Origin of the sequence: Brevibacterium sp. CFH 10365 (assembly GCF_009299785.1) — a bacterium.
Classification (GTDB): Bacteria; Actinomycetota; Actinomycetes; order Actinomycetales; family Brevibacteriaceae; genus Brevibacterium; species Brevibacterium limosum.
Map to the genome: position 1 here is coordinate 101,084 of NZ_VIGO01000010.1, position 25,957 is coordinate 127,040.

At 67.2% G+C, this 25,957-nt stretch carries 19 protein-coding genes and 1 tRNA gene; 8 read left to right on the plus strand and 12 right to left on the minus strand.

Annotated features, from left to right (window positions below; all coding sequences use genetic code 11):
• Positions 1 to 50 precede the first annotated feature (50 nt).
• Both FHG09_RS17795 and FHG09_RS17800 read right to left on the minus strand, forming a co-directional pair.
• Positions 51 to 1,487, minus strand: a complete 1,437-nt coding sequence (locus tag FHG09_RS17795) for an FAD-binding oxidoreductase (protein WP_152348975.1) — start codon at positions 1,485 to 1,487, stop codon at positions 51 to 53.
• Between the two features lie 91 nt (positions 1,488 to 1,578).
• The gene (locus FHG09_RS17800) at positions 1,579 to 2,943 is read right to left on the minus strand and encodes an MFS transporter (RefSeq protein ID WP_152348976.1); all 1,365 of its coding nucleotides are present in this window, start codon (positions 2,941 to 2,943) and stop codon (positions 1,579 to 1,581) included.
• Between the two features lie 261 nt (positions 2,944 to 3,204).
• Here FHG09_RS17800 and FHG09_RS17805 point away from each other — a divergent pair, with 261 nt between their 5' ends.
• Positions 3,205 to 4,380 carry a DUF2332 domain-containing protein gene (locus FHG09_RS17805; protein WP_152348977.1) on the plus strand — a complete coding sequence of 392 codons (1,176 nt, stop codon included), beginning with the start codon at positions 3,205 to 3,207 and terminating at the stop codon, positions 4,378 to 4,380.
• Here the strand turns inward: FHG09_RS17805 and FHG09_RS17810 are convergent.
• Positions 4,319 to 5,449 carry a PucR family transcriptional regulator gene (locus FHG09_RS17810; protein WP_227492852.1) on the minus strand — a complete coding sequence of 377 codons (1,131 nt, stop codon included), beginning with the start codon at positions 5,447 to 5,449 and terminating at the stop codon, positions 4,319 to 4,321. The genes FHG09_RS17805 and FHG09_RS17810 overlap by 62 nt on opposite strands.
• Positions 5,450 to 5,685: 236 nt before the next feature.
• Between FHG09_RS17810 and FHG09_RS17815 the strand changes: the two genes are divergently transcribed.
• The 3 genes from FHG09_RS17815 to FHG09_RS17825 all read left to right on the plus strand — a co-directional run bounded on the left by FHG09_RS17815 (position 5,686) and on the right by FHG09_RS17825 (position 10,116).
• Positions 5,686 to 7,017 carry an MFS transporter gene (locus FHG09_RS17815; protein WP_152348979.1) on the plus strand — a complete coding sequence of 444 codons (1,332 nt, stop codon included), beginning with the start codon at positions 5,686 to 5,688 and terminating at the stop codon, positions 7,015 to 7,017.
• 64 nt (positions 7,018 to 7,081) lie between these two features.
• Entirely contained in the window at positions 7,082 to 8,827 is a 1,746-nt protein-coding gene (locus FHG09_RS17820; protein ID WP_152348980.1) for a thiamine pyrophosphate-dependent enzyme, read from the plus strand.
• 23 nt (positions 8,828 to 8,850) lie between these two features.
• Positions 8,851 to 10,116, plus strand: a complete 1,266-nt coding sequence (locus tag FHG09_RS17825) for a M20 family metallo-hydrolase (RefSeq protein ID WP_152348981.1) — start codon at positions 8,851 to 8,853, stop codon at positions 10,114 to 10,116.
• Between the two features lie 51 nt (positions 10,117 to 10,167).
• On the opposite strand, the gene FHG09_RS17830 is transcribed toward FHG09_RS17825, so the two are convergent.
• From FHG09_RS17830 to FHG09_RS17840, 3 genes are all read right to left on the minus strand, one after another.
• The gene (locus FHG09_RS17830; protein ID WP_152348982.1) at positions 10,168 to 10,773 is read right to left on the minus strand and encodes a hypothetical protein; all 606 of its coding nucleotides are present in this window, start codon (positions 10,771 to 10,773) and stop codon (positions 10,168 to 10,170) included.
• A gap of 458 nt (positions 10,774 to 11,231) precedes the next feature.
• Complete coding sequence (locus tag FHG09_RS17835) at positions 11,232 to 11,807, minus strand: NlpC/P60 family protein (protein ID WP_152348983.1); 576 nt, start codon at positions 11,805 to 11,807, stop codon at positions 11,232 to 11,234.
• Positions 11,808 to 11,882: 75 nt separating this feature from the next.
• Positions 11,883 to 12,473 carry a hypothetical protein gene (locus tag FHG09_RS17840; protein ID WP_152348984.1) on the minus strand — a complete coding sequence of 197 codons (591 nt, stop codon included), beginning with the start codon at positions 12,471 to 12,473 and terminating at the stop codon, positions 11,883 to 11,885.
• Positions 12,474 to 12,796: 323 nt separating this feature from the next.
• Here FHG09_RS17840 and FHG09_RS17845 point away from each other — a divergent pair, with 323 nt between their 5' ends.
• Both FHG09_RS17845 and FHG09_RS17850 read left to right on the plus strand, forming a co-directional pair.
• Complete coding sequence (locus tag FHG09_RS17845; protein WP_152348985.1) at positions 12,797 to 13,702, plus strand: hypothetical protein; 906 nt, start codon at positions 12,797 to 12,799, stop codon at positions 13,700 to 13,702.
• 1 nt (position 13,703) lies between these two features.
• Positions 13,704 to 14,045, plus strand: a complete 342-nt coding sequence (locus FHG09_RS17850) for a cupin (protein ID WP_152348986.1) — start codon at positions 13,704 to 13,706, stop codon at positions 14,043 to 14,045.
• Positions 14,046 to 14,109: 64 nt separating this feature from the next.
• Here the strand turns inward: FHG09_RS17850 and selB are convergent, their stop codons facing one another.
• From selB to FHG09_RS17865, 3 genes are all read right to left on the minus strand, one after another.
• Positions 14,110 to 16,047 carry a selenocysteine-specific translation elongation factor gene (selB, locus tag FHG09_RS17855; RefSeq protein WP_227492853.1) on the minus strand — a complete coding sequence of 646 codons (1,938 nt, stop codon included), beginning with the start codon at positions 16,045 to 16,047 and terminating at the stop codon, positions 14,110 to 14,112.
• A complete protein-coding gene (gene selA, locus FHG09_RS17860) occupies positions 16,040 to 17,428 on the minus strand; it encodes an L-seryl-tRNA(Sec) selenium transferase (protein WP_152348987.1) in 1,389 nt (462 codons plus the stop codon). Before selA ends, selB begins: the two co-directional genes overlap by 8 nt.
• A 61-nt stretch (positions 17,429 to 17,489) precedes the next feature.
• A tRNA-Sec gene (locus tag FHG09_RS17865) sits at positions 17,490 to 17,584 on the minus strand.
• Positions 17,585 to 17,848: 264 nt separating this feature from the next.
• Between FHG09_RS17865 and FHG09_RS17870 the strand changes: the two genes are divergently transcribed.
• Together FHG09_RS17870 and selD are read left to right on the plus strand one after the other, a co-directional pair.
• Entirely contained in the window at positions 17,849 to 21,757 is a 3,909-nt protein-coding gene (locus FHG09_RS17870) for a phosphodiester glycosidase family protein (RefSeq protein ID WP_193627435.1), read from the plus strand.
• A 22-nt stretch (positions 21,758 to 21,779) separates the two neighbouring features.
• A complete protein-coding gene (selD, locus tag FHG09_RS17875; RefSeq protein ID WP_152348989.1) occupies positions 21,780 to 22,766 on the plus strand; it encodes a selenide, water dikinase SelD in 987 nt (328 codons plus the stop codon).
• A 47-nt stretch (positions 22,767 to 22,813) separates the two neighbouring features.
• Here the strand turns inward: selD and FHG09_RS17880 are convergent, their stop codons facing one another.
• The 3 genes from FHG09_RS17880 to FHG09_RS17890 all read right to left on the minus strand — a co-directional run bounded on the left by FHG09_RS17880 (position 22,814) and on the right by FHG09_RS17890 (position 25,636).
• Complete coding sequence (locus tag FHG09_RS17880) at positions 22,814 to 23,044, minus strand: hypothetical protein (RefSeq protein ID WP_152348990.1); 231 nt, start codon at positions 23,042 to 23,044, stop codon at positions 22,814 to 22,816.
• 187 nt (positions 23,045 to 23,231) lie between these two features.
• Positions 23,232 to 24,506: an NrfD/PsrC family molybdoenzyme membrane anchor subunit gene (gene nrfD, locus FHG09_RS17885; protein WP_152348991.1), complete on the minus strand. Its 1,275-nt coding sequence runs from the start codon at positions 24,504 to 24,506 to the stop codon at positions 23,232 to 23,234.
• A complete protein-coding gene (locus FHG09_RS17890; protein ID WP_152348992.1) occupies positions 24,503 to 25,636 on the minus strand; it encodes a 4Fe-4S dicluster domain-containing protein in 1,134 nt (377 codons plus the stop codon). Before FHG09_RS17890 ends, nrfD begins: the two co-directional genes overlap by 4 nt.
• Between the last annotated feature and the right edge of the window lie 321 nt (positions 25,637 to 25,957).

Sequence of the window (25,957 nt, forward strand, 5' to 3'; positions counted from 1 at the left end):
CTGTGCGCCTCGGCGGAACATCCGCCCTCTGCCGAGGGTCGCGACTGGGCTCAGATCTCGGCGAGCATCTTTCCGGGGTTGAGGATGCCCTGCGGGTCGAGGGCGTTCTTCACTGCCAGCTGGATCCGTCGTGAGCCCTCGTCGAGTTCGTTCGGCAGCCAGGCACGTTTGAGGAACCCGACCCCGTGTTCGCCGGTGATCGTGCCGCCGAGTTCGAGGCCGACGTGCATGATCTCTTCGAAGACCTCTTCGGCCTTCGCCGTCTCGGCCGCATCCGCAGAGTCGAAGAACACCGAGGGGTGCATATTGCCGTCACCGGCGTGCGCGACGAGAGCGATCTCGAGTCCGGATGATGCCCGCAGCTCGGCCAGTCGGTCGCAGAATTCGGGAACCGCGGTGCGGGGCAGGCACACATCGTCGAGCAGCTGACCGCCGCCGTGGGCGTTCGCGAACTTCTCGTAGGCCGGCTGGATCATCCGCCTCGCGGTGATGAGGGCCGCGGAATCCGTCGGGTCGTCGGAGTACGCGACGTCGAGGGCACCACAGCCCTGAGCCACCTCGGTGAAGGTCGACATCGCGGCTTCCGCTTCGGTCGGGTTGTCGTCGACCTGCATGATGAGCATGGCCCCGGCATCGCCGTCGAGGCCGAAGTCGCCATAGTCGTTGAGCATGCGCAGGCTCGCCCCGTCGAGGAACTCGAACAGGCTCGGCACCCCTCCTCCGGCCATGAAGTTGGCGACGGTCTGCAGTCCGCTGCGCTCATTCGGAAACGTCGCGATCGCGGTGAACGGCTCGGGCAGGGCGGGCACCAGGCGCAGCGTCGCCTCGACGACGATGCCCAGAGTGCCTTCGGAGCCGATGAAGAGGTGCCGCATGTCGAGTCCGGCCACACCCTTCGCCGTCTGCGGGCCGAGCGTGGTGATGGTCCCGTCGGCGAGAACAACCGTGAGCGACCGAACATAGTCCCTGGTCACACCGTATTTCACACAGCACAGTCCGCCTGCGTTCGTCGCGATGTTCCCACCGATCGATGACAACGCCACCGAGCCCGGATCCGGTGGGTACGACAGTCCGAACGGGGTGAGGTGGTCCTTGAGGTCCTGGTTGATGATGCCCGGCTGGACGGTGACGAGGCGTTCGGCCTCGTTCACGGCTACGACATCGTTCATCTTCGACGCGTTGAGCAGGATCGCTCCGGGTGAGGCGTTCGCTCCACCCGAGATTCCGGACCGTGCCCCTTGTGGGACGACGGGGATGCGATGCTCGGTGGCGAACCGCATGACCTCTTGCACATCCTCCGCCGAGGCGGCCCTGACCAGGGCGATCGCGCCCTCGCGTGGGCAGAACAGGGCTTCGTCGCTGGAGTGGGCGTCGATGACGTCGGGGTCCGTCGTCAGTGCGCCCGGGCTGAGCCGCGCGGCGAGATCGTCGAGAGCTGTCGGGTCGAGGGCGGGGAAGTCGGGTGCGGTGGACGTCGGGGTCGTCAATGCTGCTCCTCGGATCGGTGGCGGCGAAGGCGGACGGGACACGGTGACGATCGGCCGCCTCGGTGACGGGAGACGTCAGCTCTGCCTGCCTTCACGTGTGGTTCGCGTCCAGGTTATCGGGCGCGGGAGCGGCCTTGAGGATGAGGGTGACGATTCCGGCGGCGATCATCACAGCCCCGACGACCCACATACCGGCATTCTGGGTGCCGGTGAGATCGGCGAGCCAGCCGGTGATGTACGGGGCGAAGAATCCCGACGAATTGCCCAGTGAATTGATCAGCGCCAGCCCGGCGGCCGCACCGGCCCCGGCGAGGAAGGTCTGCGGCAGCGGCCAGAAGGTGGGCAGGGCCGCGCAGATGGCCATGCAGGTGATGGTCACGGCGACCATCGTGGTGAACGGCGAGGACAGATAGAGGGCGATCGGGATCGCCACTCCGCCGACGAACAGCGGCAGGGCGACATGCCAGACGCGTTCGCCGGTGCGGTCGCCGTGGCGGGACCAGAAGTACATGGCCAGCGCCCCGAAGACGTAGGGGATGGCGGTGATGAAGCCGATCTCGACGATCGAGTATTCGACGCCGAAGGTCTCCTGGAAGCCGGAGATGATCGTGGGCAGGAAGAAGCTCATGGCGTACAGGCCGTAGACCATGCCGAAGTAGACGAAGGACAGCGCCCAGACTCGCGGCTGCAGCAGGGAGCGGCGGACCGGGTAGTGGAAGGTCTCTTCCTTGGACTTCTCTTCGGCGTCCATCGTCGTCTGCAGCCAGTTGCGCTCCTCGGGGCTCAGCCACTTCGCCTCGCGCGGGTGGTCGGTGAGGTAGAAGATGCACATGATGCCCAACAGGATCGCCGGTACGCCTTCGATGATGAACATGAAGCGCCAGCCCGCGAAGTTCTCGAAGATCGCGTTGCCGCTGGAGATCAGCCACGAGGAGACAGGGGTGCCGACGACGCTGGAGAGCGGGATGGCGAGCATGAACAGGGCGGTGGCCCGGGCGCGCATCGAGGTCGGGAACCAGTAGGTGAGGTAGAGGATGATGCCGGGGAAGAAGCCGGCTTCGGCAACACCGAGGAGGAACCGCAGGACGTAGAGCCAACCGTGGTTGGGCACGAAGGCCATCGCGGCGGCGACGATGCCCCAGCTGATGAGGATGCGGGCGAGCCAGATGCGGGCACCGAACTTGTGCAGCGCGAGGTTCGAGGGCACCTCGAGGATGAGGTAGCCGAAGAAGAAGATGCCTGCCGCGAACCCGAACTGGGTTGCGTTCATCGCGAGGTCTTCGTTCATTCCGCCGGGTCCGGCGATGCCGAGGTTCGTGCGGTCGAGATAGTTGATGAAGTACATCGCGATGATGAACGGGATGAGACGGAGGAGAACCTTGCGCAGGGTCCTCTTCTCCAGGGCCGAATCGGCGGGGGTCTGTCCGCTGGTCGGCGGGCTCACCTCGGATGACATGCGATCTCCTTCAATCGGGCCGGCCACGGTGGTGGCACGGGATGCGCCGCGGTGGCGGCCGTCGGCGCAGTACGGCAACACATTACGACAGCGCGGGCGGCTGGCCTAGGGTTCGGGCGCGAAGTTCCGAATACCGGGACGCAGCGTGTGCCGAACCCGGGCCTGATCACTGACCAGCTGGTTTCGAGAATTAGCTTTGGGCGACTTGGTTACGATGAGTGCAGACAACCCGATTGCGAAGGGGGAGCCACGGTGCAGCCGATGTCCGAACTCGACGCCGAGACCCTGCGCGACTACTACCGGACATTCGCCCGTCTCGAGGCCGCCGGCACCTCCCCGATATACACTGCCTGGGCCGAGGGCGTGTCCGCCGATGACGAGATCATCGCACTCCTCCTCGAACTGCCTCGCCCCAAGCGCCAAGCCAACCTGCTCTTCGCTGCAGCCCGCCACCTCGGCGCCGGTGAGAGCTCCTATGCTGAGCTGCGGTCGTGGCTGCTTGATCATTGGGCGAAGGTGCGCGAACTCATGTTCGCCCGTTCGACGCAGACGAATGAGGCCGGCCGGTGCGCGGCGCTGCTGCCGGCCCTCGCGCAGATCGACCGGCCGCTTGCGCTCATCGAGGTCGGCGCTTCAGCCGGTCTCTGCCTTTATCCCGACCGTTACAGCTACCGCTATACCCTCACCGAGGTGGTCGGTGCGGAAGGAAGGGCCGAACGTGCCGGGCACGCATCGCCCAGTTCGGAGTCCGCTTCGTCCGGGTCGGGGTCCCGGCCGGAGCCCGGAACGGAGTCCGGCCGCTTGGTCAGCCTCGACCCGGCGAAAGGCCCCTGTCCGGTCGTCCTCGAATGCGAACTGACTAATGTCGAGGCACCTTTCCGCATCCCCGAGGTCGCGTGGCGGGCAGGCATCGATCTCAATCCGCTCGACATCACCGAACCTGACCAGCGGGAATGGCTCACCTCACTGATCTGGCCCGAGCACGATGAGCGACGCGAACGGCTCACTGCGGCGGCTGCACTCGTCGCCGCCGATCCGCCCCGGCTCGTCCGCGGTGACCTGCTCGACACCGTCGAGTCCCTGCTCGCCGAGGTACCGGACGGCACCCAGCCGGTCGTGTTCCACAGTGCGGTGCTGGCCTATGTCGACGCCGAGGCGCGTGCCAGCTTCGCTTCGCTCATGCAATCGTGCGAAGACCTCGTGTGGATCAGCAATGAGGGAGCTGGCGTGCTCCCCGAAAACCGGGCACAGCTCGAGGCGCTTGGTATCAACCTTGATGGGCGATTCGTCCTCAGCGTCGACGGCCGAGCTGTCGCTCTGACCGGACCACACGGGCAGAGCCTCACCGGACTGCCGCAGTCCCGCCGCGACCAGCTCACGCCCAACCGACGACGAGGCGGGCCGCCTCGGCGGGGATCATCGGGTCGACACCGGTGAGTTCGGCGAAGCGGCGCAGCCGGTTGGCCACCGTGTTGCGGTGACAGAACAGCTGCGCGGCACTCGCGCCGATGCTGCCCGAAGCGAGGTAGACCTGCACCGCTTCGATGAGGCGCTCGCGCTCGACCGGGCCGCAGGCGGACAGTGCCGACTCGACATCAGCGAGGATCGGGTTGCCCGCCGCGTTCAGCGACCGGGCGGCCAGGCGCGCCCATCCGCTGCGCCACGTCATCGCGGACGTCTCATCAGCGGCGATGACGTCGGCGAGGTCTCGGGCCGTCAGCGCCGAACGCCGCAGGGCCCCGATGCTCTCGGCGCGTACATACCCCACCCGGGCCTCGGCGATCCTGCGGGCAAGCGTCTCCGAGGAGTGGCCGGGAGTCTCGTGAGCACTCGTGAAGGCGATGAGCACCTCGCCGAGGTGGTGCGTGAACATGGTCCCGCCCGCGCGGGCATGATCGGAGACGATCACCCGCAGGGCCCGGACATCGTCCCCGGTGGCGGCGATGACGAGCAGCGGTGAGTCCACGTCGAGGCCGAGACCGGTCGCGATCGTCGATAACCTCTCGCCGGTCGGATCGGGATCGTCGAAGAGGCTTGCGATGAGGCCCGCATGCACCGAATCCTCTTCCGCCCGCATCCGCGCCAGCTCCGCCGTGTAGGCCTGTTGGACCTGGGAGACGTACTCGTCGACGGTGGATAAGACGATGCCGGTGTGGCGGATGACGAGCTCCGCATCCTCCTGGCTCGCCACCCGGGTGAGCACCTCCCAGAGCACATTGAAGTCATGCCGGATCGCCGTCATGAGCGCCTCGAGCGGGATGCCTGCACGCGCCCGGGAGACCCCGACCTCCGTCGAGACCGCCACAGGCCCGTCGAAACCGCCTGCCCGCAGCCCCTCGATCAGGGTGGAGAAGGACAGTCGCCCGGTCCGGCGCAGCTCCGAGATCGGAATCGGGGCGGGATCGTAGCCGGAGACCGTGACCACGCGCGTCATGAACCGCTCGGTCAGCTCGTCGAGGTCGAGGGCGTCGAGGAGTTCGAGCCACCGTCCTTCGTCCCCGGGCACCGGCCGGTCCCGAAGTTGTCGTGTGCCCTTAATTCCATCCTGTTTTTCCATCACACCCTCAAGATTATGTGCATCTGCACAAACACGGTCCGCTTTTCGGCGACAAATGTGCCTGGATCAGGACATGTGGCACTCTGTAAGGTCGATACCTGCCGGTCGAACACACCGGTCAGTGCACCATCCGCAATCGGATGCGGCCGATCGGGCCGCTATCCCAGTACTCGACGGAGAGAACCATGAGCGAGCAGAACATCACGGCGTCCGCCGAGCTCAATGCCACGACGGAACTGAGCATCAAGGACGCGAACAAGGTCGCCGCCGGCGCCCTGATCGGCACCGCCCTCGAGTGGTACGACTTCTTCCTCTTCTCGGCAGCGGCCGCCCTGGTCTTCAATGTCCAGTACTTCACCAGCGAGAACGCCACGGCCGCCGCGATGGCCTCGTTCGCCACCTTCGGCGTCGGTCTGGCCGCTCGCCCCATCGGCGGTCTGATCTTCGGCCGCATGGGCGACAAGATCGGGCGCCGGAAGGTCCTGCTCATCACGATCATCGGCATCGGGGTCGTCACCGGCCTCATCGGCCTCCTGCCGACCTATGCGGCGATCGGCTTCGCCGCCCCTGCCCTGCTCGTGCTCCTGCGCATCCTCCAGGGACTCTTCGTCGGCGGCGAATGGTCGGGCGCGATGACCCTCGTCGTCGAGAACGCCCCGCTCCACCTGCGCGCCCGTTACGCGGCGATCCCGCAGATCGGCTCCCCGATCGGCACGATCCTGTCTTCCGGCGGCTTCTTCGTCATGACCCTGGTGTTCTCCCAGGACAGCTTCAACTCCTTCGGCTGGAGGATCCCGTTCCTCATCGCCCTGCCGCTGCTCGTCGTCGCCATCTACCTGCGTGCCCGCCTCGAGGAGTCCCCGGTCTTCCGTCAGCTCGAAGAGTCCGGTGAGGTCGAGAAGAGCCCCATCCGCACGACCTTCCGTGACTCGTGGAAGCAGATCATCATCGGCATGGCCGCGGCCCTGCTCGGCGTCGGCGGCTTCTACCTCGTCACCGCGTTCTGCGTCTGGTACGGGGTCAACATCCTCGGCTACGACGATTCGCTCCTCCTGCTCGGCAGCATGGTCGCGGCCGCCGTCGAGATCCTCGCCCTCCTCTGGGGCGGTGCCCTGGGCACGAAGTACGGAGCCTCGAAGGTCATCCTCTGGGGTGGAGTCGCCTCGGCGGTGGTCGCGGTGCCTGCGTTCTTCATGTTCGAGTCCGGCAATCCGGTCCTCGTCGTCATCGCCATGACCCTGGCCGTGTCCACCCTGTCCCTGCCCTACGCGGCCTCTGGCACAGTGCTCACCGGACTGTTCCCCGCCACCACCCGCTACACGGGTGTGGGTATGGCGCAGAATGCCGCGGGCATGATCTCCGGATTCATCCCGCTGCTGGCCACGAGCTTCGTCGCCTCCGCCGGTGACCACTGGTGGCCGGCCGCCGCGATGCTCGTCTTCCTCTCCCTGTTCACCGCCTTCGCCGGATATGTCGCTCCCCGCATGAGCGTCGCCCTGCCCGGCTTCAAACACTGAGAACCAGCACACCATTGAGCCGGGAGTCTCGGACCCTCATCGCTCGATCGTCGAAAGGACACCCATGTCGCGTTCCGCCGGCCACCTCATCGTCGAGACCCTGGAGAGCGCGGGAATCGAACGCGTCTACGCGGTCCCCGGCGAGTCCTACCTCGACGTCCTCGACGGGCTCTATGACTCGTCCATCGACACCGTGGTGTGCCGTCAGGAGGGCGGCGCGGGGTTCATGGCTCTGGCCGAATCGCGCCTGACCGGTCGTCCGGGAATCGCCATGGTCACCCGCGGGCCCGGTGCGGCGAACGCGATGATCTCCGTCCACACGGCCTGGCAGGATGCGACCGCGCTCGTCCTCTTCGTCGGCCTCGTCCCGCTCACCGACCGGTCGCGGGAATCGTTCCAGGAGTTCAGCCTGCCCGAATGGTTCTCCTCGACGGCGAAGCGCGTGCTCACCGTCGATGACGAGCACCGTGCCGGAGAGCTCACCGCCGATGCCCTGCGCATCGCCGCGTCCGGTCGGCCCGGCCCCGTCGTCGTCGGCCTGCCCGAGGACGTCCTCGTCCGTCTCACCGATTCCCCCGCCCCGCCCCTCACCGAGGCGGCCCCGCCGATCCCGGCGAACGCCGAGCTCGAGTCGCTGACCTCCCGCATCGCGGCAGCCGAGCGTCCCGCGTTCGTCCTCGGCGGTGACGGTTGGCAGTCGGGCTGCGGTGCCGATCTCGCTCGGTTCGCCGCCTCGGCGGGGGTGCCGGTCTTCTGCGATTGGCGCGCCTACGATGCGCTGTCGCACAACTCGCCTGCGTGGGCCGGGTGGCTCGGCTATGGTCGCGCCGCTGCCGTGGCGGCCGGGTTCGCCGAGGCGGACCTGCTCGTCTTCGTCGGCTGCACCCGTTCCGATGTGGCCAGCGACGGGTACACCCTCGGCTTCGACGCCGAGACGGTGCTCGTATCCCTGGATGCCGAAGCCACACAGCATGCCGGCCGGATCGATCAGCAGATCTTCGCGTCACCACGATCCTTCACCGAGGCACTGACCAGTCTCGATACGACCGCTGCGCGGGGTGCGCGAACCGATGACTGGAGGGACGCCCGCGCGGCGGCGCAGGCCCGGTTCGCCGCTCACCGACCCGACGCCGAGGCGGCACCCGCCGATTCGCAAGCCACCGCCGGAGACCGGCCCGGGGTCGATCTGGGGGTGGCCTTCGGGATCCTCGACGACCGCCTCGGCGGGGAAGCGATCCTGACCTACGGGGCGGGCAATGCCACCATCTGGGGGCACCGCTTCATCCGGCACGAACGACCTGCGACCCTCGTCGGGGCACGCAACGGAGCCATGGGGCTCGCCGTTCCCGCAGCGGTCGCCGCGTCCTTGGCGTGCCCGGACCGGCGAGCCGTCGCGATCTGCGGCGACGGAGACTTCCTCATGAATGGGCAGGAGATCGCCACGGCCTTTGCCCACGGAGCGAAGCCGCTCATCATCGTCATCGACAACGGTGTGTACGGCACGATCGTGTCCCACCAGGAGAACCACTATCCGGGCCGGCCCTCGGGCACGCGGATGGTCAACCCTGACTTCGCGGCCTGGATGACGGCGTTCGATCTGAGCAGCTCCGGGGCCGCCTCGGTGGGCGACGATTCCGGGAACGGGGCAGGACCTTCTGTGTCCGGTCTGACCGGGCACGGGGAACGCGTCGAGACCACCGAGGAGTTCGGGCCGGCGCTCGACCGCGCCTTGGCTTCGGATTCTCCCGCGCTCATCCACGTGCTCATCGACCCGGCGACCAAGCCCCCGGCCGCCGACGAAACCGACTGACCCCATTGTCGAAAGGACCCATCATGACCGTTTCACTCACTCTGATCAGTGCCGATCGCGAAGCCGAGTTCCTCGCCGATTGGGCCGTGCATTCGCGTTTCGGTGCGGTCGAGGGCACGAACGGGGTCGACCGGCAGGCGGCGAGTGCTGCCGATGGGCAACAGCGGAAATGGTTCGAGGATCTGCTTGTGCAGCACGGTTTCAGCGTCCACCGGGATGCGATCGGCAATCAGTTCGGGCTTCTCGAGCTCGTGCCGGGCGCCCCGTACGTGCTCACGGGTTCGCATATGGATTCGCAGCCCACGGCCGGACGCTTCGACGGTGCCTATGGGGTGATGGCCTCGGCGCATGCGTGCTTCGCCGTCGCCGATGAGCTGCGGGCGGATCCCTCGCGCGCGAGGTTCAATCTGGCCGTCGTCAATTGGTTCAACGAGGAGGGCTCCCGGTTCAAGCCCTCGATGATGGGCAGCAACGTCTTCACCGGCAAGGCCGAGCTCGAGGCGGCCCTGACCACGCGTGATGCTGCGGGGACCACTGTCGCCGAGGCGCTCGGTGCGATCGGCGAGCGCGGTGACTTCACCGCCCCCGAGATCGCCTCCTATGCGGAGATCCACGTCCAGCAGGGCCGCAGCATGGAAGAGGACGGGGTGACGATCGGCCTGGTCAACGCCACGTGGGCGGCACACAAGTACGAGTTCAAGGTCACCGGCGCTCAGGCTCACAGCGGGTCAACGCTCATGTCGGATCGGCAGGATGCCCTGCTCGGGGCCGCTCGTCTCGTCGTGGCTGCGCGTGAGCTCGTCGACGATTTCGAGCCCGGCGCGCTGCACACCGCGTGCGGTCAGCTCACCGTGTATCCGAATTCCCCGGTCGTCGTCGCCAGTGAGGTCAGCCTGCTGCTCGACCTGCGCTCCCCCAACGCCGAGGTGATCGCCGCCGCCCATGAGAAGCTGATGTCCGCGATCGCCCGGGTCAGCGCCGATGATCGCGTGGATATCGAGATCGTCGCCGAACACAGCTGGGATCAGAATCCGTACTCCGAGGACGGGGTCGAGCTGGCACGGTCGGCCGCGGACGACCTGGGACTCACCTCGGCGCGGGTGATGACAGTGGCCGGGCACGATTCGACGAACATGAAGGACGAGGTGCCCACCGTTATGCTCTTCATCCCCAGCGTCGACGGGGTCTCCCACAGCCTCGCCGAGTTCACGAAGGACGAGGATCTCGTCTCGGGACTCCATCACCTCACCGAGGTGGTTCGCCGGCTCGCCGCCGGCGCCTTGGCCTGATCTCTTCGGAAGGGCTGCGGCGGGGACAACCCAATTGACAGCGCCGCTGGATCAGTCGATGTCGTCGACGTCCTGGTTGTCGTCGACGAGCTTCTCAGCCAGCGGCTCCCACTTCGCATATTCGTCGGGGAAGGCAGAGCGCTGCACCTCCTGTGCGGCGTCACCGGGATCGATGCTCTCCCAGTTGTCGATCTGGGTCAGGCCCGGGTTGGCGGTTCCGGAGTCGACTCCGTAGAAGGCCTTCGATGCGTACACGGTGTCGGTGACTTCATCGACCGATCCCCAATTCATCGACGGACGCTGCTGGAACGCACCGGCGGAATCACGGTCTCCGCCGTCGAGGTCGTTGAGGCTCGATTCCTGCAGGGCGGTCATCACAGCGATCGTCTGCGCCTGCTTCGACAGATCCGCGCCCTTGCCGACGCCGATGATGGTGCGCGCATTGTCGATCTGCTCCTCGCTCAACTCGTCCGGGTCGTGGATCCCTCCGGTCGATCCGGCTTCGGAGCCGTCACCGGCCGGTGCTTCTGCGTTCTCCTGGCTGACGCCTCCGGAGATCGGGCCGGCCGAGGCCGAGGTCGCCGTTGCCAGGGAGACTCCCCCGGCGAGGACGGCGGCGGACAGTGCAGTCACCGCAAGAGTGCGCGCACGTTTCATCTGTTCTCACTTTCTCTCGATCGGGTCCTCGACCCGGTCGGCGACTCCTGGTGCGCGGCATACGTGTTGTGTTCTGCGGTATTCGGTCTGTGGTCGGCACAGGAACACCAGAGCAGAAGGTGCCGTGGAATCGCCCCACACCACACTGACGGACCGAGCGGCCCCGTTCAATGCAGAGAGACTCCGAGGAGGCTCATTCTCGTCGCAACGAATCGTCACGGTTCCGTGTGCATGCGATCAGAGTTCGCTGAACGCCTCGCGGTCACCAGCGGCGCTCTCATCTGCCCGTGACCGGGGTCTCGATCGGCTCGTCGGGCTGCTTGCAGGCGCGGGCCAGGGAAAACTCAGGGCTCCGGCCCGACGCCCTCGTCACATGTATCGTCGCCGCGGCCCTCCATGGGACGCGGCGACGATCAGTGCTCAGACTCGTCGAGCACGGTCTTCGGATCAGCTGAGGATCACAGACCGTTGAGGCGGTAGGGGACGAAGCTGTCGTCCTGGTCGTAGGGGTACGAGACTTCGTGGGCGACCGAACCGAGGGAGCCGTTCTCCTCGAGGGCATGGTACGCGGTCTTGTCGTCGTCGGCCCAGCCGTTGAAGATCACCACATGGCCGTTGGCGCCCTCGGTGCCGGGTCCGCCCTTGATCAGGATGTCTCCCGGTTTGAGTTCGTCCTTGCTGATCTCGTGGGACACGTCCGGCAGGGTCACTGTGCTGAGGCTGTCATCGAGGCCCCACGCCATCGAGACGAATCCCGAGCAGTCGGTGCGGTAGTTCTTGCCCTCGGGGTCCGGGTGATAGGCACCCATGTCATAGGGCACTCCCTGGTCGACCCACCTCTGGGCGCGGTCGATGATCGCGGCTCGGCGTTCATCTGCCTGCGTCGAGGCGGTCGTGCCGGAGTCTGCCTGTCCGGCGGTCGCCTGTGCAGCGGGAGCTGGGTCGGCCTGTGCCGGGGCGGTGGCCATCATGGTGCCGCCGACGAGGAGTCCGGCGGTGAGGCCAGCAGTTGTGATCGTGCGCGAGATCTTCATCTTCTCTCCTGATTCTTCTCGTGTGTGCACGTGTGTCTTCGGAGTGGGCGATTTCGGGTAAGTGACAGACGCGTATCAGCTGATCGGGGCGACGTCCTGGTTGCCGTTGACGAGCTCGGTCGCCAGGGGTTCCCATTTGTCGTAGGCGTCGGGGTAGGCGGAGCCCTGCACTGCCTGGGCGGCAGCTCCCGGGGTGAGCGTCTCCCAGCCCTCGATCTGGATGAGACCGAGGTTCGCACCCTCGGGGTTGACGCCGTAGAACGACTTCGCGGCATAGACCGGATCGGTCACCTGGGCCAGAGTTCCCCAGCCCATGGAAGGACGCTGCTGGAACAGGCCGGCTGAGTCGCGGTCACCCCCGTCGAGATTCATGAGGCTCGACTCCTGCAGGGCCGTCATCACGGCGATCTTCTGCGCCTGCGTCGACAGTCCTGCTCCCTTGCCGACGGCGATGATGGTCCGAGCATTGTCGATCTGCTCCTGGGTGAGCTGAGTGGCGTCCTGGGTGCTGGGCACCTTGCCGCCGTCGAGCGCCTTGCTCGTGAATGGTGCGGCTTCTGCCGAGGCCGACGTCGGCGTGGCGGAGGCGGCGGTCGCCATGGACATGCCACCGACCGCGACAGCGACGGTAAGAGCTGTCACCGCGAACTTGCGTGCGAGTTTCATCTGCTTCCTGTTCTCTTGAGAGGCGGGCGCTGTGAGCGAGAACGCGAGACGAGCTGTCTGGGGAAGCGATCGGAAACAAGCATCGATCACGCAAGCGATCCTGCCGATTCGCTCACGTCCTCCACACTGTCCGAGCCGAAGAGCGTCCTCAACAAACTCCGTTTCAACATCTCGTCACAGCCGTCTCAACACGCTTTCAACAACACGTGAACACGGATCAGTCGGGCTCGTCCGACGGCGAAGGAGTCACCCACTGCACAAGCCCAGGAGTCCAGGGGTTCAGCAATCGCACTCTGCGGCGGTGTCCCTATACCGTTGATCTCATGCCCCCTCCCCTGCCACCAGCACTGCCCGCCGAGACCGACCGCGCGGTCAGGTCCTACTTGCGCGCCGCCGATCGCATCCTGCCCGGCGGCATCATCGCCTGCGCCGTCACCGGTTCGATCGCGCTCGGGGCCTTTCGTCCGGGCCGCAGCGACATCGACCTCGTCGCGGTCATCGCCGATGAGTGGCGAACACGCCCGGATCTCATCCGGCGACTGCGCCTGCTTCACCTCACACAGGTGCCCCGCTTGACGCTGGGTGCGGCACGCGGTCGCGGAGTGAGCGCGTGCTGCAACACCGTCTTCATCCCCGAATCCGAGGTCAGCCGTCCCGTCACCGAGATTCGGCCGATCGCCTCCCACACCGGGGAGATCTTCGACGTCGGCGACGCGTTCGACGTCAACCCGGTGATCTGGCAGGAGCTCGAGGACGGCGGCGTCACCGTCCGGGGTCATCCCGTCGCCGACTGGGGACTCGACCCCGAACCCGCAGAGCTCGCTCCCTGGATCCGCACGAACCTGCGCGAGTATTGGATGCCGCTGGCCGCACAGCTGCGCGACCGCCCGCGGCGAACCCCGCGGGCTCTGCTCCGCCGACTCCTGACATCCCCGCGAGGACTGACCGCCGACGCCGTCTCGTGGTGTGTGCTCGGGCCCGCGCGCATGCATCACACCCTCGCGACCGGTGAGATCATCGGCAAGGAACGCGCGGGAATCCACATGCTCGAAACGTTTCCCCAGCATGCCCCCATCACCGAGGTGGCCCTGGCCAAGGTCCGCGGAGAGCGGATCCCGTCGCCGCCCCCACGTCACGAACGCCGAGCGCTGACCGCCTCCGCGATGGACGACATCCTCGCAGCAGCCCTCGGGTATCGTGGATCACACTCCGACGACCCTGAGGACTGACATGGCTGACCTGAATGAACTGACCGAATCCCACTTGGCGCTTGCACGCGAAAATGAGAACGGACGCAGCGCCGAACTCGTCGCCCACGACGGCGAACTTCGCCAATCAGTGATCGCTCTGGCAGATGGCGTTCGACTTCCCGCTCACAATTCGCCCCCGGCGGCCAGCATCCAGGTGCTGACCGGCAGCATACGGGTCGAACTCGGCGAGGAGATGCAGGGGGAGTTCGGGGCCGGCGAACTGTGGATCCTCACCCATGAGCGCCACTCGGTGCTGGCCCTGGAAGAATGCGCATTCCTGCTCACCACGGTGACCAGCGTGGACAAACCGTCCTATTCCTGAGCGCTGCGAAGATCTCCTCACCATAGGATTCCGAGACCCCGCCGCCCCACCAGCGCTGACTCCCCTAACGCACGACCTCGCGATGCGTACCGTCGAGGCGACGAGTCCATCCGCGCGAGTCGAGGTGCTCGAGCAGGGGGATGACGGTCCGCCTGGTCGTCCCCAGCGCCTGCCTGGCCTGGCTGGTCGTGAACGGCTGTTCGAGACCGGCGAGGATCCGCATCGCCTGCGCGGGCGTGCGCGGGGACACGACGATCCCGTCGCCGAGGCGCAGGATCCGCCCGGCTTTTTCGGCGACCGCGAGCTCCCGCCCTCCGAGACCGAGTTCGCGCAGGTCATCGGCCTCAGGGGCGGCGAACGGGTCGGTTGAGAGGCGACGTTCGATCTCGCCGATCCCGGCTTCGGCGGCTCCGAGGTCCGCGGAGTGTCCGGGTGGGCGAGCCATTCCGTCGACGGTTTCGAGCCCGGCTCGGGAGATGATCGCGCCGAGCAGTGTGCGAGTCGCGCCGCCGGGGTCCTCGGGCAGGGGCAGGCTCAGCCGACTCTTCGCCTTCGGCGAGGCACCGCGACCGGTCTCGGCGCTTCGTCTGCGACCTGCGCCAGGGGTCCGGCGCAATGCCTCGGCAATGGCCTTGACGGGTACTCCCGCAGCCATCGGGGCAGCGGCGAGTTCACGACTGACCAGGGATTTCGCCGCCTCGACCCAGGCGGACAGTGTCGGCGAGTGGACGAGCCACCCACCCACGTCCTCGACCTCTCCAGGCAGGTCCTCGTCGACGGGAACCTGAAGTCCGAACCGGGTGAGGACGGCGCGTTCGACGGCTCCCCGGCGGGCCACCTCGGCGAGGATATCTCCTGCGATGGGACGCTCGGCCAGCTCTCGAGCTCGCCGGGCGCCGTCGCCTCGCCGGGACAGTTCGGGTGGATCGACGTCGAGGACGAGCAGCCCTGCGAAGACGTTGCGGCTGCCCGGGGCGCGCAGCACGATCCGGTCGCCGACCTGGAGGGGAAGCGGCCGGTCGAGGGTGAGCCGAGCGTGAGAGGCGTCGAAGGATCGCAGTCGCGCGGGCACGGCGGCTGTGCCGATATGGGCCGTGAGTTCGTGGACGCCGGAGTCGAGGGCCTCTCCCATGGTGCGGCGAACGTCGATCGTGTCGACGATCGGCCAGGTGTCGGCGGTGAGCAGGGCGTCGCCGCGGTGGAGGTCATCGGCGGGAACGTCGCGGAGGTTCACGGCCACGCGGGCCTGCGGGACCACCTCGGTGGTGGTGGAATTCCGGGACTGCAGACCGCGCACGCCTACGGTACGGTCGATGGTCTCTCCGCGCAGTTCGACGGTATCGCCGGTGGTCAGGGTGCCTGCGGTGAGTGTTCCGGTGACGACGGTGCCGGCGCCCCTGATCGTGAACGCTCGGTCGACCCACAACCGCACCCGCGCCGAGGCGGACGGGGCCTCGGCTGTGGCCGTGACCTCGTCGAGGACGCTGATGAGTTCGGGCAGACCCTCCCCGGTCGTGGCCGAGACCGTGACGATCGGGGCCGCTTCGAGTGTTGTTCCACGCAGCTGGGCGCTGGCCTGCGCCTTCGTGGTCTCAAGGGAGTCAGGGGCGAGGTCGGCGCGGGTGATGACGACGAGGCCGTGGGTGATGCCGAGGGCGTTGATCGCGTCGCGGTGGTCACTCGATTGGGCCTGCCAGCCCTTGTCGGCGGCGATGACGAAGCAGGCGATGGGGGCGGGGCCGAGGCCGGCGAGCATGTTCGCGAGGAACTTCTCGTGTCCGGGGACGTCGACGAATGCGAGCTCGCGGCCCGAGGGCAGAGTCGTCCAGGCGAAACCGAGGTCGATCGTCAGGCCGCGCTTCTTCTCCTCGGCCCAGCGGTCGGGTTCCATTCCGGTCAGGGCGCCCACCAGCGTCGACTTCCCGTGGTCGACGTGCCCGGCGGTGGCGATGACGAAGGTGCCGGCGGTTGCCTCTTCGGCGGCGTGGGGCATCTCAGCCATTGTCACCGAGGTGGCGAGGTGCCAGCACTCTGCCGATGACGGCGGCGACGCGCTGGTCGTCGCTTTCGGGTACGCAGCGCAGGTCGATGAGGCATCGTCCCTGATGGACGCGAGCGACGATCGCGGGATCGCCGGCACGCAGCGCGGCGGCGCAGTCTTCGGGCAGTTCGACGGCCCAGCCGGGCAGCGGCACTCCGGGGGCTCCCCCGCCGCCGACTCGACCGTCGTGTTCGACGACTGTGGCACCGACCGCCTCGGCGAGGGTCTCGGTGCGCCTGCGCAGTTGGTCCGGGTCGATGTGGAGGGCATCGTGGATCGGGTTCGCGGCGTCCGTGATCGTGGCCTCGAGTGCGGCGAGGGTGAGTTTGTCGGTGCGCAGTGCCCGGGCCAGGGGGTGCTTCGCCAGTGTCTGTACCGCCTCGGTGCGGCCGAGGATGAGGCCCGCCTGCGGTCCGCCCAGCAGTTTGTCGCCGGAGACGATGACGAGGTCGGCGCCGGCGCGCAGAGCCGAGTCGATATCGGGTTCATCGGGCAGGGCCGGGTCGGGAGTGAAGAGTCCGGAACCGAGGTCGACGATGAGCGGCAGTCCGTGGTCATCGGCGAGTCCGCGCAGGTCGGCCACGTCGACGGCGGAGGTGAACCCCTCGACGCGGAAGTTGCTGGTGTGCACCTTGAGCAGGCTCGATGTGTTCGGGCCGATCGCCTCGGCGTAGTCGGCCAGGTGGGTGCGGTTCGTCGTGCCGACCTCGCGCAGCCGTGCACCCGTCGTGGTCATGAGGTCGGTGAGGCGGAACCCGGCACCGATCTCGATGAGTTCGCCGCGGCTGATGACGATCTCGCCGGGCTCGGAAGCAGCGCGGGAATTCCGCGCAGAATCGCCACTCGCCGAGGCGGTGCCCACCGGGGAGCTGCCGCGCAGTGCCGTGACGGCCAGCAGCAGGGCGGCGGCTCCGTTGTTGACGACGAGGGCGTCCTCGGCGGCAGGACACACCTGCAACAGGGCGGCCTTCGCTCCGGTCCCCCGCTCGCTGCGTTTGCCGCTGTCGAGGTCCATTTCGACGTCGACGTAGCCGGCCGCCTCGGTGATGGCCCGTGCCGCCGCAGGTGAGAGCGGTGCGCGGCCGAGATTCGTGTGGACGAGGATTCCGGTGGCGTTGAGCACCGGGGTCAGGGAGGAAGCCGAACGGGAACCGAGCCTGGAGACGATGGTGGGGGCCACCTCGGCGACGGGGATCTCACCGGTTCGGGCCGCGGTCTGCACCTCGGAGATGATCGCCTTGATCGTCCCCTGCTTGAGGTGCTCACCGGCGGCGACGACCTCAGGGAGGACGAGGAGATGATCCGTGCGCGGAATGGACCGACGCGGGTCGGACTCGACCATCTGACCTCCTTGGATGTGCCGGCGCGGGTGCGCCACCTCGTCGAGGTGACCACGAAGAGGTTGGCGGAGGCGGACGGGAATCGAACCCGCCAGACCGAGATACTCGGTCTCACTGGTTTTGAAGACCAGGGCGCCCACCAGGACACGGACGCCTCCACCGGTCATCCTATCGCGGCCGCAGATCGGTGCGGGCGGTGAGACGGGAAGGCTGAGCACCCGTATGCAGAAAGTCGCCTCAGATCTTCCGACCGAGTTCACTCAGCATTCGCTCAGGCTTCTCCAAGCGCGATCTAAGGTGACAAGGTTCCCAGTCGTCACCGTTCGAAGGTCGTCATGCCCTCTCCACTTCATCCCGCCTGGTCACACACCCGGTTCACCTCCACCGAAAACAATCGCTCACCAGCTTTCTTCCCCGCGATTGTGACCACTCTCGCGGTCCTCACCGCACTCATCACACCCGTGGGGACGCTTCCCGGTCAACCGGGCCCCGCCCCAGCGCCGGCCCATGCCGCGCCACCGAGCGATGAGGACCTCGGCAAGGACGGCTCTGCCCTGCGATCCTCGGAGACCAAGAGAGTGGCTCCCGGCCTCGACCTGACGAACTTCTCCCGCCTTGAGGACGGCGGCTGGAACAACGGCAACGTGCTCACCGCCGACCTCACCACCGATTCCCTGTCAATGGACGTCCGTGACACCGGAAAGGTCGCCGGCGGCGACACCACCAGCGAGATCATGGCAGGAGGATCCGACGGGAAGAAGGCCGTCGCAGCCGTCAACGGCACGTTCTTCGACATCAACAAGTCATGGGCACCGATCTACACCTCGGTGTCGAAGGACGGAATGCGCATCGGCTCGAAGGAACCCAAGCCTGCGCTCACCCTCGATGACAAGAACGCCGCCGTGTCGATGCTCTCGGCCTCGGGGACACTGACCCACGAGGGGCAGGAGACCGACCTGGGAGGGCTGAACAACCCGGAACTCTCGCCCGATGCCATCGGCGTGTACAACGAGGCCTGGGGCGACCACACGCTCGACCGTCCGGTCGGCGGCCCCGATGCCATCGCCGCCGAGGTCGCCCGCGTCACCGTCGTCGACGGCAGAGTCACCGAAGCCTCCGGGATGGTCGACAAAGCAGGCGATCCCGGGATCCCGACCGACGGGCAGGTGCTGCTCGGGCGTGATGCCGGGGCGAAGACACTCTCGGAACTCGACGTCGGCGACGAGGTCGATGTCGAGATCGGGCCGAGCGAGGATGTCGATATGGGCATTGCCGGGAGCCACCAGGTCCTGACCGACGGCACGGTTCCCGATCTTCCCGCCGGTGACCTCGAAGACACCGAACACCCGCGCACAGCCGTAGGAATCAGCAAGGACGGTTCGGAGCTGTTCGTCACCACCATCGACGGACGCAGCGAATCCTCTGGTGGAATGAGCTTGGAGGACGTGGGCGAGTTCTTCTCCGACATCGGCGCACACAATGCGGTCAACCTCGACGGCGGCGGGTCGACGACGATGCTCGCCCGCACCGCCGGCAAGGACGCACCCGTGGTGCAGAACGAGCCGTCCGACGGTGAGCAGCGCACCGTCGCCAACGCCCTCGTCTTCTACTCCGATGCCCCCGCCGAGCAGCTGACCGATGCGCAGATCGAACCCGAACTCGACGGGCAGACCACGGTGCTCAAGGGCCAGACCCGAACGATGAAGGGCACAGGCCTCGGGGCGAACCTCGAACCCATCGCCGCCTCGGGGGCGTTCTCTGCCGACGGAGGCGTGAAGCTGGGCGAGTCCGATGAAACGAGCGCACGCGTGACCGGCGAGACCACCGGCAAAGGTCGTGTGAGCTACACGGTTGACGGCCACACCGCGCGGAAGGAACTCGACGTGCTCGGCGAACCGGTTGGGCTGTGGCCGAGCGCGCGGACCATCAACCTCGAGGACGCCGAGGACTCGCAGTCGGTGTCCCTGTCCGGCTTCGATTCCGAGGGCAGACGTTCCCTCATCGAATCCGGAGACATCGACGTCGACGCCGACGAAGGACTGAAGGTCGCAGCTGACAGCCTCGGCGAGCTCGTCGTCTCCGCCGATCCGGACGCCGCCGCGAACGCCGACGGCGGTGACCCGACATCCGGGAACGTGACGCTCACCGTCGGAGACGTGACGACGACGATTCCGGTCACGGTCGGCACCGAATCGAACGAGGCCCTCGACTTCTCCGACACCTCGGCATTCACGGACGGCTCGGATCGGGCCTCCGGTTCGTTCGCCGCGGGCGAGCCGACCGAGGGCGGAAAGCCGAGCATCGATCTCAGCTACGACTTCACCACCTCCTCGGCGACGCGCGGCTACTACCTCATTCCGAAGAAGCCCGTGAAGCTCGAAGGCAACACCGTGGCGTTCGAGATGATGGTCCGCGGCGACGGCTCCGGGGCCTGGCCGAGGCTCCAGGTGAGCACCCCTGATGGCACGGTGACGAACATCGACGGTGACCACATCACTTTCGACGGCTGGCAGAAGATCCGCTTCACCGTCCCTGAGGGACTCTCCCAACCGCTCACTCTCGAACGGATCCGAATGATGGAGACCCGCTCGGCCGAGAAGTACAAGGGGGAAATCTCGATCGCCGACCTCCAGGCCATCTCCACACCCGAGACCGACGATCCAGCCACCTCGGCGCGGCATGACCCCGCGCTGTTGACGAACGGGTCCGTCGACGACCGCCCGCAGAACATCGCGGTGATGAGCGATGCTCAGTTCGTCGCCACTGACCCGGACTCCGAGGCGGTCAAGGGTGCCAGGCGGAGCCTGCAGGAGATCCGTGCGGCGAAACCGGATCTCCTCGTCATCAACGGCGACTTCGTCGACGAGGCTTCTGCGGAGGACTTCGAGCTCGCTGAGAAGGTCATCTCCGAGGAGTGGGATGAGTCGATCCCCTACGTCTACGTTCCCGGCAATCACGAGGTCATGGGCGGGCAGGTCGAGAACTTCGAGGCCGCATTCGGTTCGCCGACCGGCGAGCGCACTGTGGGACGAACAAAGGTGGTGACCTTGAATTCGTCGGACGGGACGCTGGGCGGCAGCGACGATTCGCAGCTGAACATGCTCGAGGACGCTCTCGACGAGGTGGCCGAGCGTGACGAGCTGACCGGCATCACCGTATTCTTCCACCATCCGCCACAAGATCCGCTGCCGTCGAAGACGAGCCAGCTGGGCGATCGACGCGAAGCCGAGGAGCTCGAGAAGAAGCTCGGCGAGTTCCGCAAGGACAGCGGCAAGTCCGCAGCCGTGATCAACGGACACGTGGGGGCATTCCACGCGTCCGCAGTCGAGGGAGTCAGCTACCTCATCAACGGCAACTCCGGGAAGGATCCGGCCGGCACCCCGGCGACCGGCGGATTCACCGGTTGGACGATGCTCGGCATCGATCCCGGCGTAGGCGATGTCGGGGACGACCCGACCACGGCCGATCGGGTCGGATGGCTGGCCGCGGAGATGAAGCCGCGCGTCGATTCGATCTCGCTCGAGGCCCCTGGCTCGCTGGCTCCTGGTCAGTCCGCGGACGTCTCGGCGGAGTTCACGCAAGGCGAGCGCACCGTACCCGTCGGCTGGCCGGCGACCGCCCAGTGGGGTGGTGACGGGGTCGTCATCGATTCCGGCGCCGAGGTGGACATGCAGCAGGCGACGGGCGCGAAAGTCAATGTGCAGTCAGTGAAGACCGGGGCCCCCGAGGCGGCCTCCGACGTCGTCCGCGTCAATCCGACGACGGGCCAGGTCACCGCGGAGAACCCGGGCACCGCGACGCTCGAGGTCACCGTCAACGGCAAGACCGCGAAGGCCACCGTCGAGGTGGCCGGGGAGGAGCCGCCCCCGGGCCCCGGTGGTGATGACGGATCCGAGGACAGCAGCGGGTCGTCCGACAGCACAGGGTCTGAGGACAGCAGCGGTGGCGAGGACGGCGCGTCTGACATGTCGGACGACGGCGGATCTTCGGACCCGTCCGGATCGACCTCGGCCGCTGCGGACGGCAGCGATTCCGCCGGCGGAGACAACAGCACCTCGTCGACCAGAGGGTCGAGCGCCGAAGGCGACAGTGATTCCGGAGGGTCGAGAGCCGGGGCCGCGAGCGACGGTTCGTCGAACGATGGCGCCTCGACGAGCGCCTCGGCGGGCAGCGGGGCGAACGCGGACGGGTCCTCCGACGGCGGCGGCGACCTGCCGCGCACCGGCGGACCGGTTCTGCTGACCGCGCTGCTCGGTGCGCTTCTGGTCGTCGGCGGAATCATCGCCGTCCGCGCGGCGCAGGCCCGCGCGGACATCCGTCGACGTGCTTGACCAGCGGTGTTAGTCTCACGGTATGACTGCGACTGTGGACCGTCTGACCTCGTTCGCCCACGGCGGAGGATGCGCCTGCAAGATCCCGCCGGGTGAGCTCGAGGATGCTGTCCGTGGGCTCACCGGACAGTCCTCCCCCGATGTCCTCGTCGGCCTCGACGATGGTGACGACGCCTCGGCGGTGCGGGTTCGTGAGGATCTCGCAGTGCTCTCAACCGCGGACTTCTTCACCCCAGTCGTCGACGATGCCTACGACTGGGGACGGATCGCTGCCGCGAATGCGCTCTCCGACATCTACGCGATGGGTGGGACACCGGTCACGGCGATCAACCTCGTCGGGTGGCCACGCGAGAAGCTGCCGATGGAGCTGCTCACCGAGGTCCTGCGCGGCGGACTCGACGTTGCGGCGCAGGCGAGCTGCCCCGTCGCCGGCGGGCATTCGATCGATGATCCCGAACCGAAGTACGGGATGGCCGTGACCGGCATCGCCCACCCGAATGAGATCATGCGCAATGACGCCGCCGAGGCGGGGCTGCCCCTGACCTTGACCAAGCCGATCGGCGTGGGGATCCTCAACAACCGGCACAAGGTCACGGGCGACAGCATCGCTGAGGCAGTGGCCACGATGACCGCACTCAACGACGAAGCCTCTCGGGCAGCAGTGGCGGCAGGGGTGAAGGCGGCCACTGATGTGACCGGTTTCGGTCTGCTCGGCCACCTGTTCAAGATGGCTCGTGCCTCGGGGGTCGGTGCCGTCATCGACACGGCCGCGGTGCCGCGCCTCGACGGTGTCGATGAGTCGGTCGCGGCCGGTTATGTCTCCGGCGGAACACGGCGCAACCTCGACTGGGTACGGCCGCATCTCACCGCCGATGATTCGGTGAGCGAGGATGACCTGCTGCTTCTGGCCGATGCGCAGACCTCGGGCGGACTCCTCGTCGTCGGCGAGCTGCCCGGTCACCCTGTCATCGGGGAGATCGTCGCCGGTTCGGGTGTGCACGTGCGATGAGTTTCGCCAGGGGTGCTTCACACTCGGGTGCAACCAGTCTGCGGCTGCTATTTCCTCTGACTGCGCGGGGTCACGTCCTCGCCGCGGAACTGGCGGAAGCTGGACATGAAGAACCAGAAGAAGATGCCTTGGACCAGACCGAACAGAAGTGTCTCCCACCAGCTGAAGAGCCCATTGCTCCAGCCCAAAAGATTCATGCCGAAGTAGACCAACGGAAAGAGCAGCGCCACGAGCACACCACTTCTCAGGCTTTCGCGGTCCTTGAACAGCTTCTTCATAGGTTTCTCACGTTACCCGACGAGACTCTTTCCGCAAGCCTCGTTGCCGAACCGTCGGGCATCACACGCCGTCAGCTCCGAATCGCCCCGTTGCACCGAGTGATTTCGGCGCTGACGGTGAGGGATGCCGAGCGAACTGTAGACGCCGACACCAACAGTAGGCAGAGCCACTGATGGGGAGGGACGCTTACCGCCCAGTTGTGATCGAGTCGTCGGTGATGCCGGCCGCGCGACGCTCTTCGAGGCGAGCGCGCTGGGGTTCGACGACGTGCCTGGGATCCTTCGTCGATTCGATGCCGGCCTCGAGTACACCGAAACGCGTGTACGCCGAGGCGGCCGCAAGAGCCGCACCGGAGGCGACGGACAGTCCGCGCAGCACAGCGCGGGTCTTCCAGCTGCGTTTGCCAAGGCCAGCTGAACCAACGGCGCGGCTTACGGCATCCGCAATCGCACCAGTCGCGCCACCAGCTGCACCGCCAACGCGCGCCAGCTTCTTCGCGAACACCCTGGCGCCCACCTCGGCGACGGCGGTGCCGAGGGCTCCGGCGATGAGCAGCTTCTCGGCCCGATGGAGCTTGTGACCGGGTTCGCCCTCTTCCATGGGATCGACCTCGGCCGGATGCATCCCCTTCTTCATCCGGTCCATCGCCACCACTTCACTCGCAGCGCCGGTCAGCGCGAGCAGACGAGCGGGCCCCGCCTCGCGAACCGGCACCAACCCCATGGCGGCACCGCCGGCGGCCAGCGCGGCAGACGACGCGAACACGTACGTCAGTCCATTGCGACCGGCCGCGTTCCAGGTGGGAACCGCGGTATCGCCGAGCAGCACCCCGGTGTACGCGGCCAGAGGAGTGGCGAAGAGAGCGGACTCGATGGCGGCAGGCGTCTCGAAGGCGTGGAGCAGACGTCGCAGCGGGCCGAAGGGCAGCAGTTTCTCACCGGTCAGCCGATCGACCTCGATCGCAGCGAGCACTCCCGAGCCGACGCCGAAGCCCGAGAGGATCCAGGTGCCCAAGCTCATCGGCGAGGACACCTTGAACACGCGCATCATGTTGATGAAGCGCTCCGGCCGGCCGAGGTCGGCCACGAGGGCCGCTCCGCCCAAACCGGTCGCGGTGATAGCCGTCAGCCTCGTGGCGATGCGCAGACCGGGACGATCGGTGAACTGCGCACCCAGGCCCAGCAGGGAGGAGCCTCCGGCCAGGCCTCCGAGGAACAGGTAGAGGGCGATCTCGTCGCCCCACGGCGGAGCCTTGACGATGGGTCTGCCGTAGTAGGACGTGAATTCGACGTCCTCGACCATCGGCATCTCACGATTGCCCTCGGCCCCGCGGTTCTTCCAACCCTGGCCCCCGGGCCCACCGCGGCGTCCGCCGGGACCGCCGCGGCCGCCTCGGCGACGTTTCTTCCGTCCGCCTTCCGGCTCGGGTGGGCGGTAGGAATCGAATTCGGATGTGCTCAACGCCTGCTCCCCAGGAACGCGAGACCGGCCGCCGCCGCCATGCCGAGCGCCGCCAGACCCGCCTTCGCATACATGCCGGGCAGGTCCTTCGTCGCCACCCTGGGATCCGGCGGCAGGCCGTAGACCTCGGGCTCGTCGAGGAGGAGGAATACGGACCCGGTGCCGCCGACCCCGTCGTTCGGGTTCGCACCGTAGAGGCGGGCCTCAGTCAGCCCCTTCTCGTGCAGTGCGGCCACGCGTTCATGTGCCTGGGCGACCATGTCGTCCCGGTCGCCGAACTTGATCGACTGGGTCGGGCAGGTCTGCGCACAGGCCGGTTCCTGGCCCTCGACGAGGCGGTCGTAGCAGAGCGTGCACTTGTTCGCGGTGCCCTTGTCAGGCACGTCCATGTCCGCGGCCTTGCGATCTTCGCGGTCGGTGGGAGTGTTGATCGTGCCGTCGTCGCGGCGTTCGATGACACCGAAGGGGCAGCCGGCCACGCAGGTGCCGCAGCCGTTGCAGACATCGTTCTGCACGACGACGGTGTCGAATTCGGTGCGGAAGAGTGCACCGGTCGGGCAGACGTCGAGGCAGCCGGCGTGCGTGCAGTGTTTGCACACGTCCGAAGACATCAGCCAGCGGAAGTCGGCGGTGTCCGGCGGGGTCGTATCGACGCCGGTGAAGTCTGCAGGCTCAGTCGGCTCCAGGGCACCGGGAGCCAACAGGTCGACACCGAGCTCCGGTGTCGTCGGCAGTCCCGCGCTGGTCCGCCCCTCCGCAGCAGCACCGAGGGCGCCGTCGAGAGGCTGGGCCCCCGATGACTCATCCGTGCGGGGTCGGATCGTCGGCATCCCGAGGTTGACGAGCTTGCGTCCGGATTCGCGGGCTTTCTCGATCCGGTCGGAGTCCTGTTCGACGAAGGCGACGTGACGCCACGTGTTCGCGCCCAGGCTGCCGGTGTTGTCATAGGAGGAGCCGAGGAGTTCGAAGGTGCCGTCCTGCGGATTGTGGTTCCATTCCTTGCACGCGACCTCGCAGGCCTTGCAGCCGATGCAGATCGAGGTGTCGGTGAAGAACCCCTTGCGGCTGTGCGAGGAATCGTGCCAATGCCCGTCGGCGAGCGTGCCCTCATCGATCGTCGGTGTCGACATCAGTCGTTGTCCTCCTCTTCGTCGTTGCGCGCTTCGGACTCGGCAGAGCCGGTGCCGGACTCGGTCGAGTCGACATTCTCCGAAGTCTCGGATCCGAGCGAGACCTCTCGCGCCTTCATTGCGCGGGCTTCGGCCGCTTCCGCCTCGGCGTCGGTGATCGCCGTGCCGTCGTCGCGCCGTCCGCGGGCGGGGTCGCCGTCGCTGGGGTCGCCGTCGTCGGCGCGGTTGGCCACCGCTGTTTCGACGGGCTCGAGGCCGATCCGTCCGGTGCGGTCATCGGCACTGTCGACTGTCGCCGAGGTGTCCGAGTCCTGATCCGTT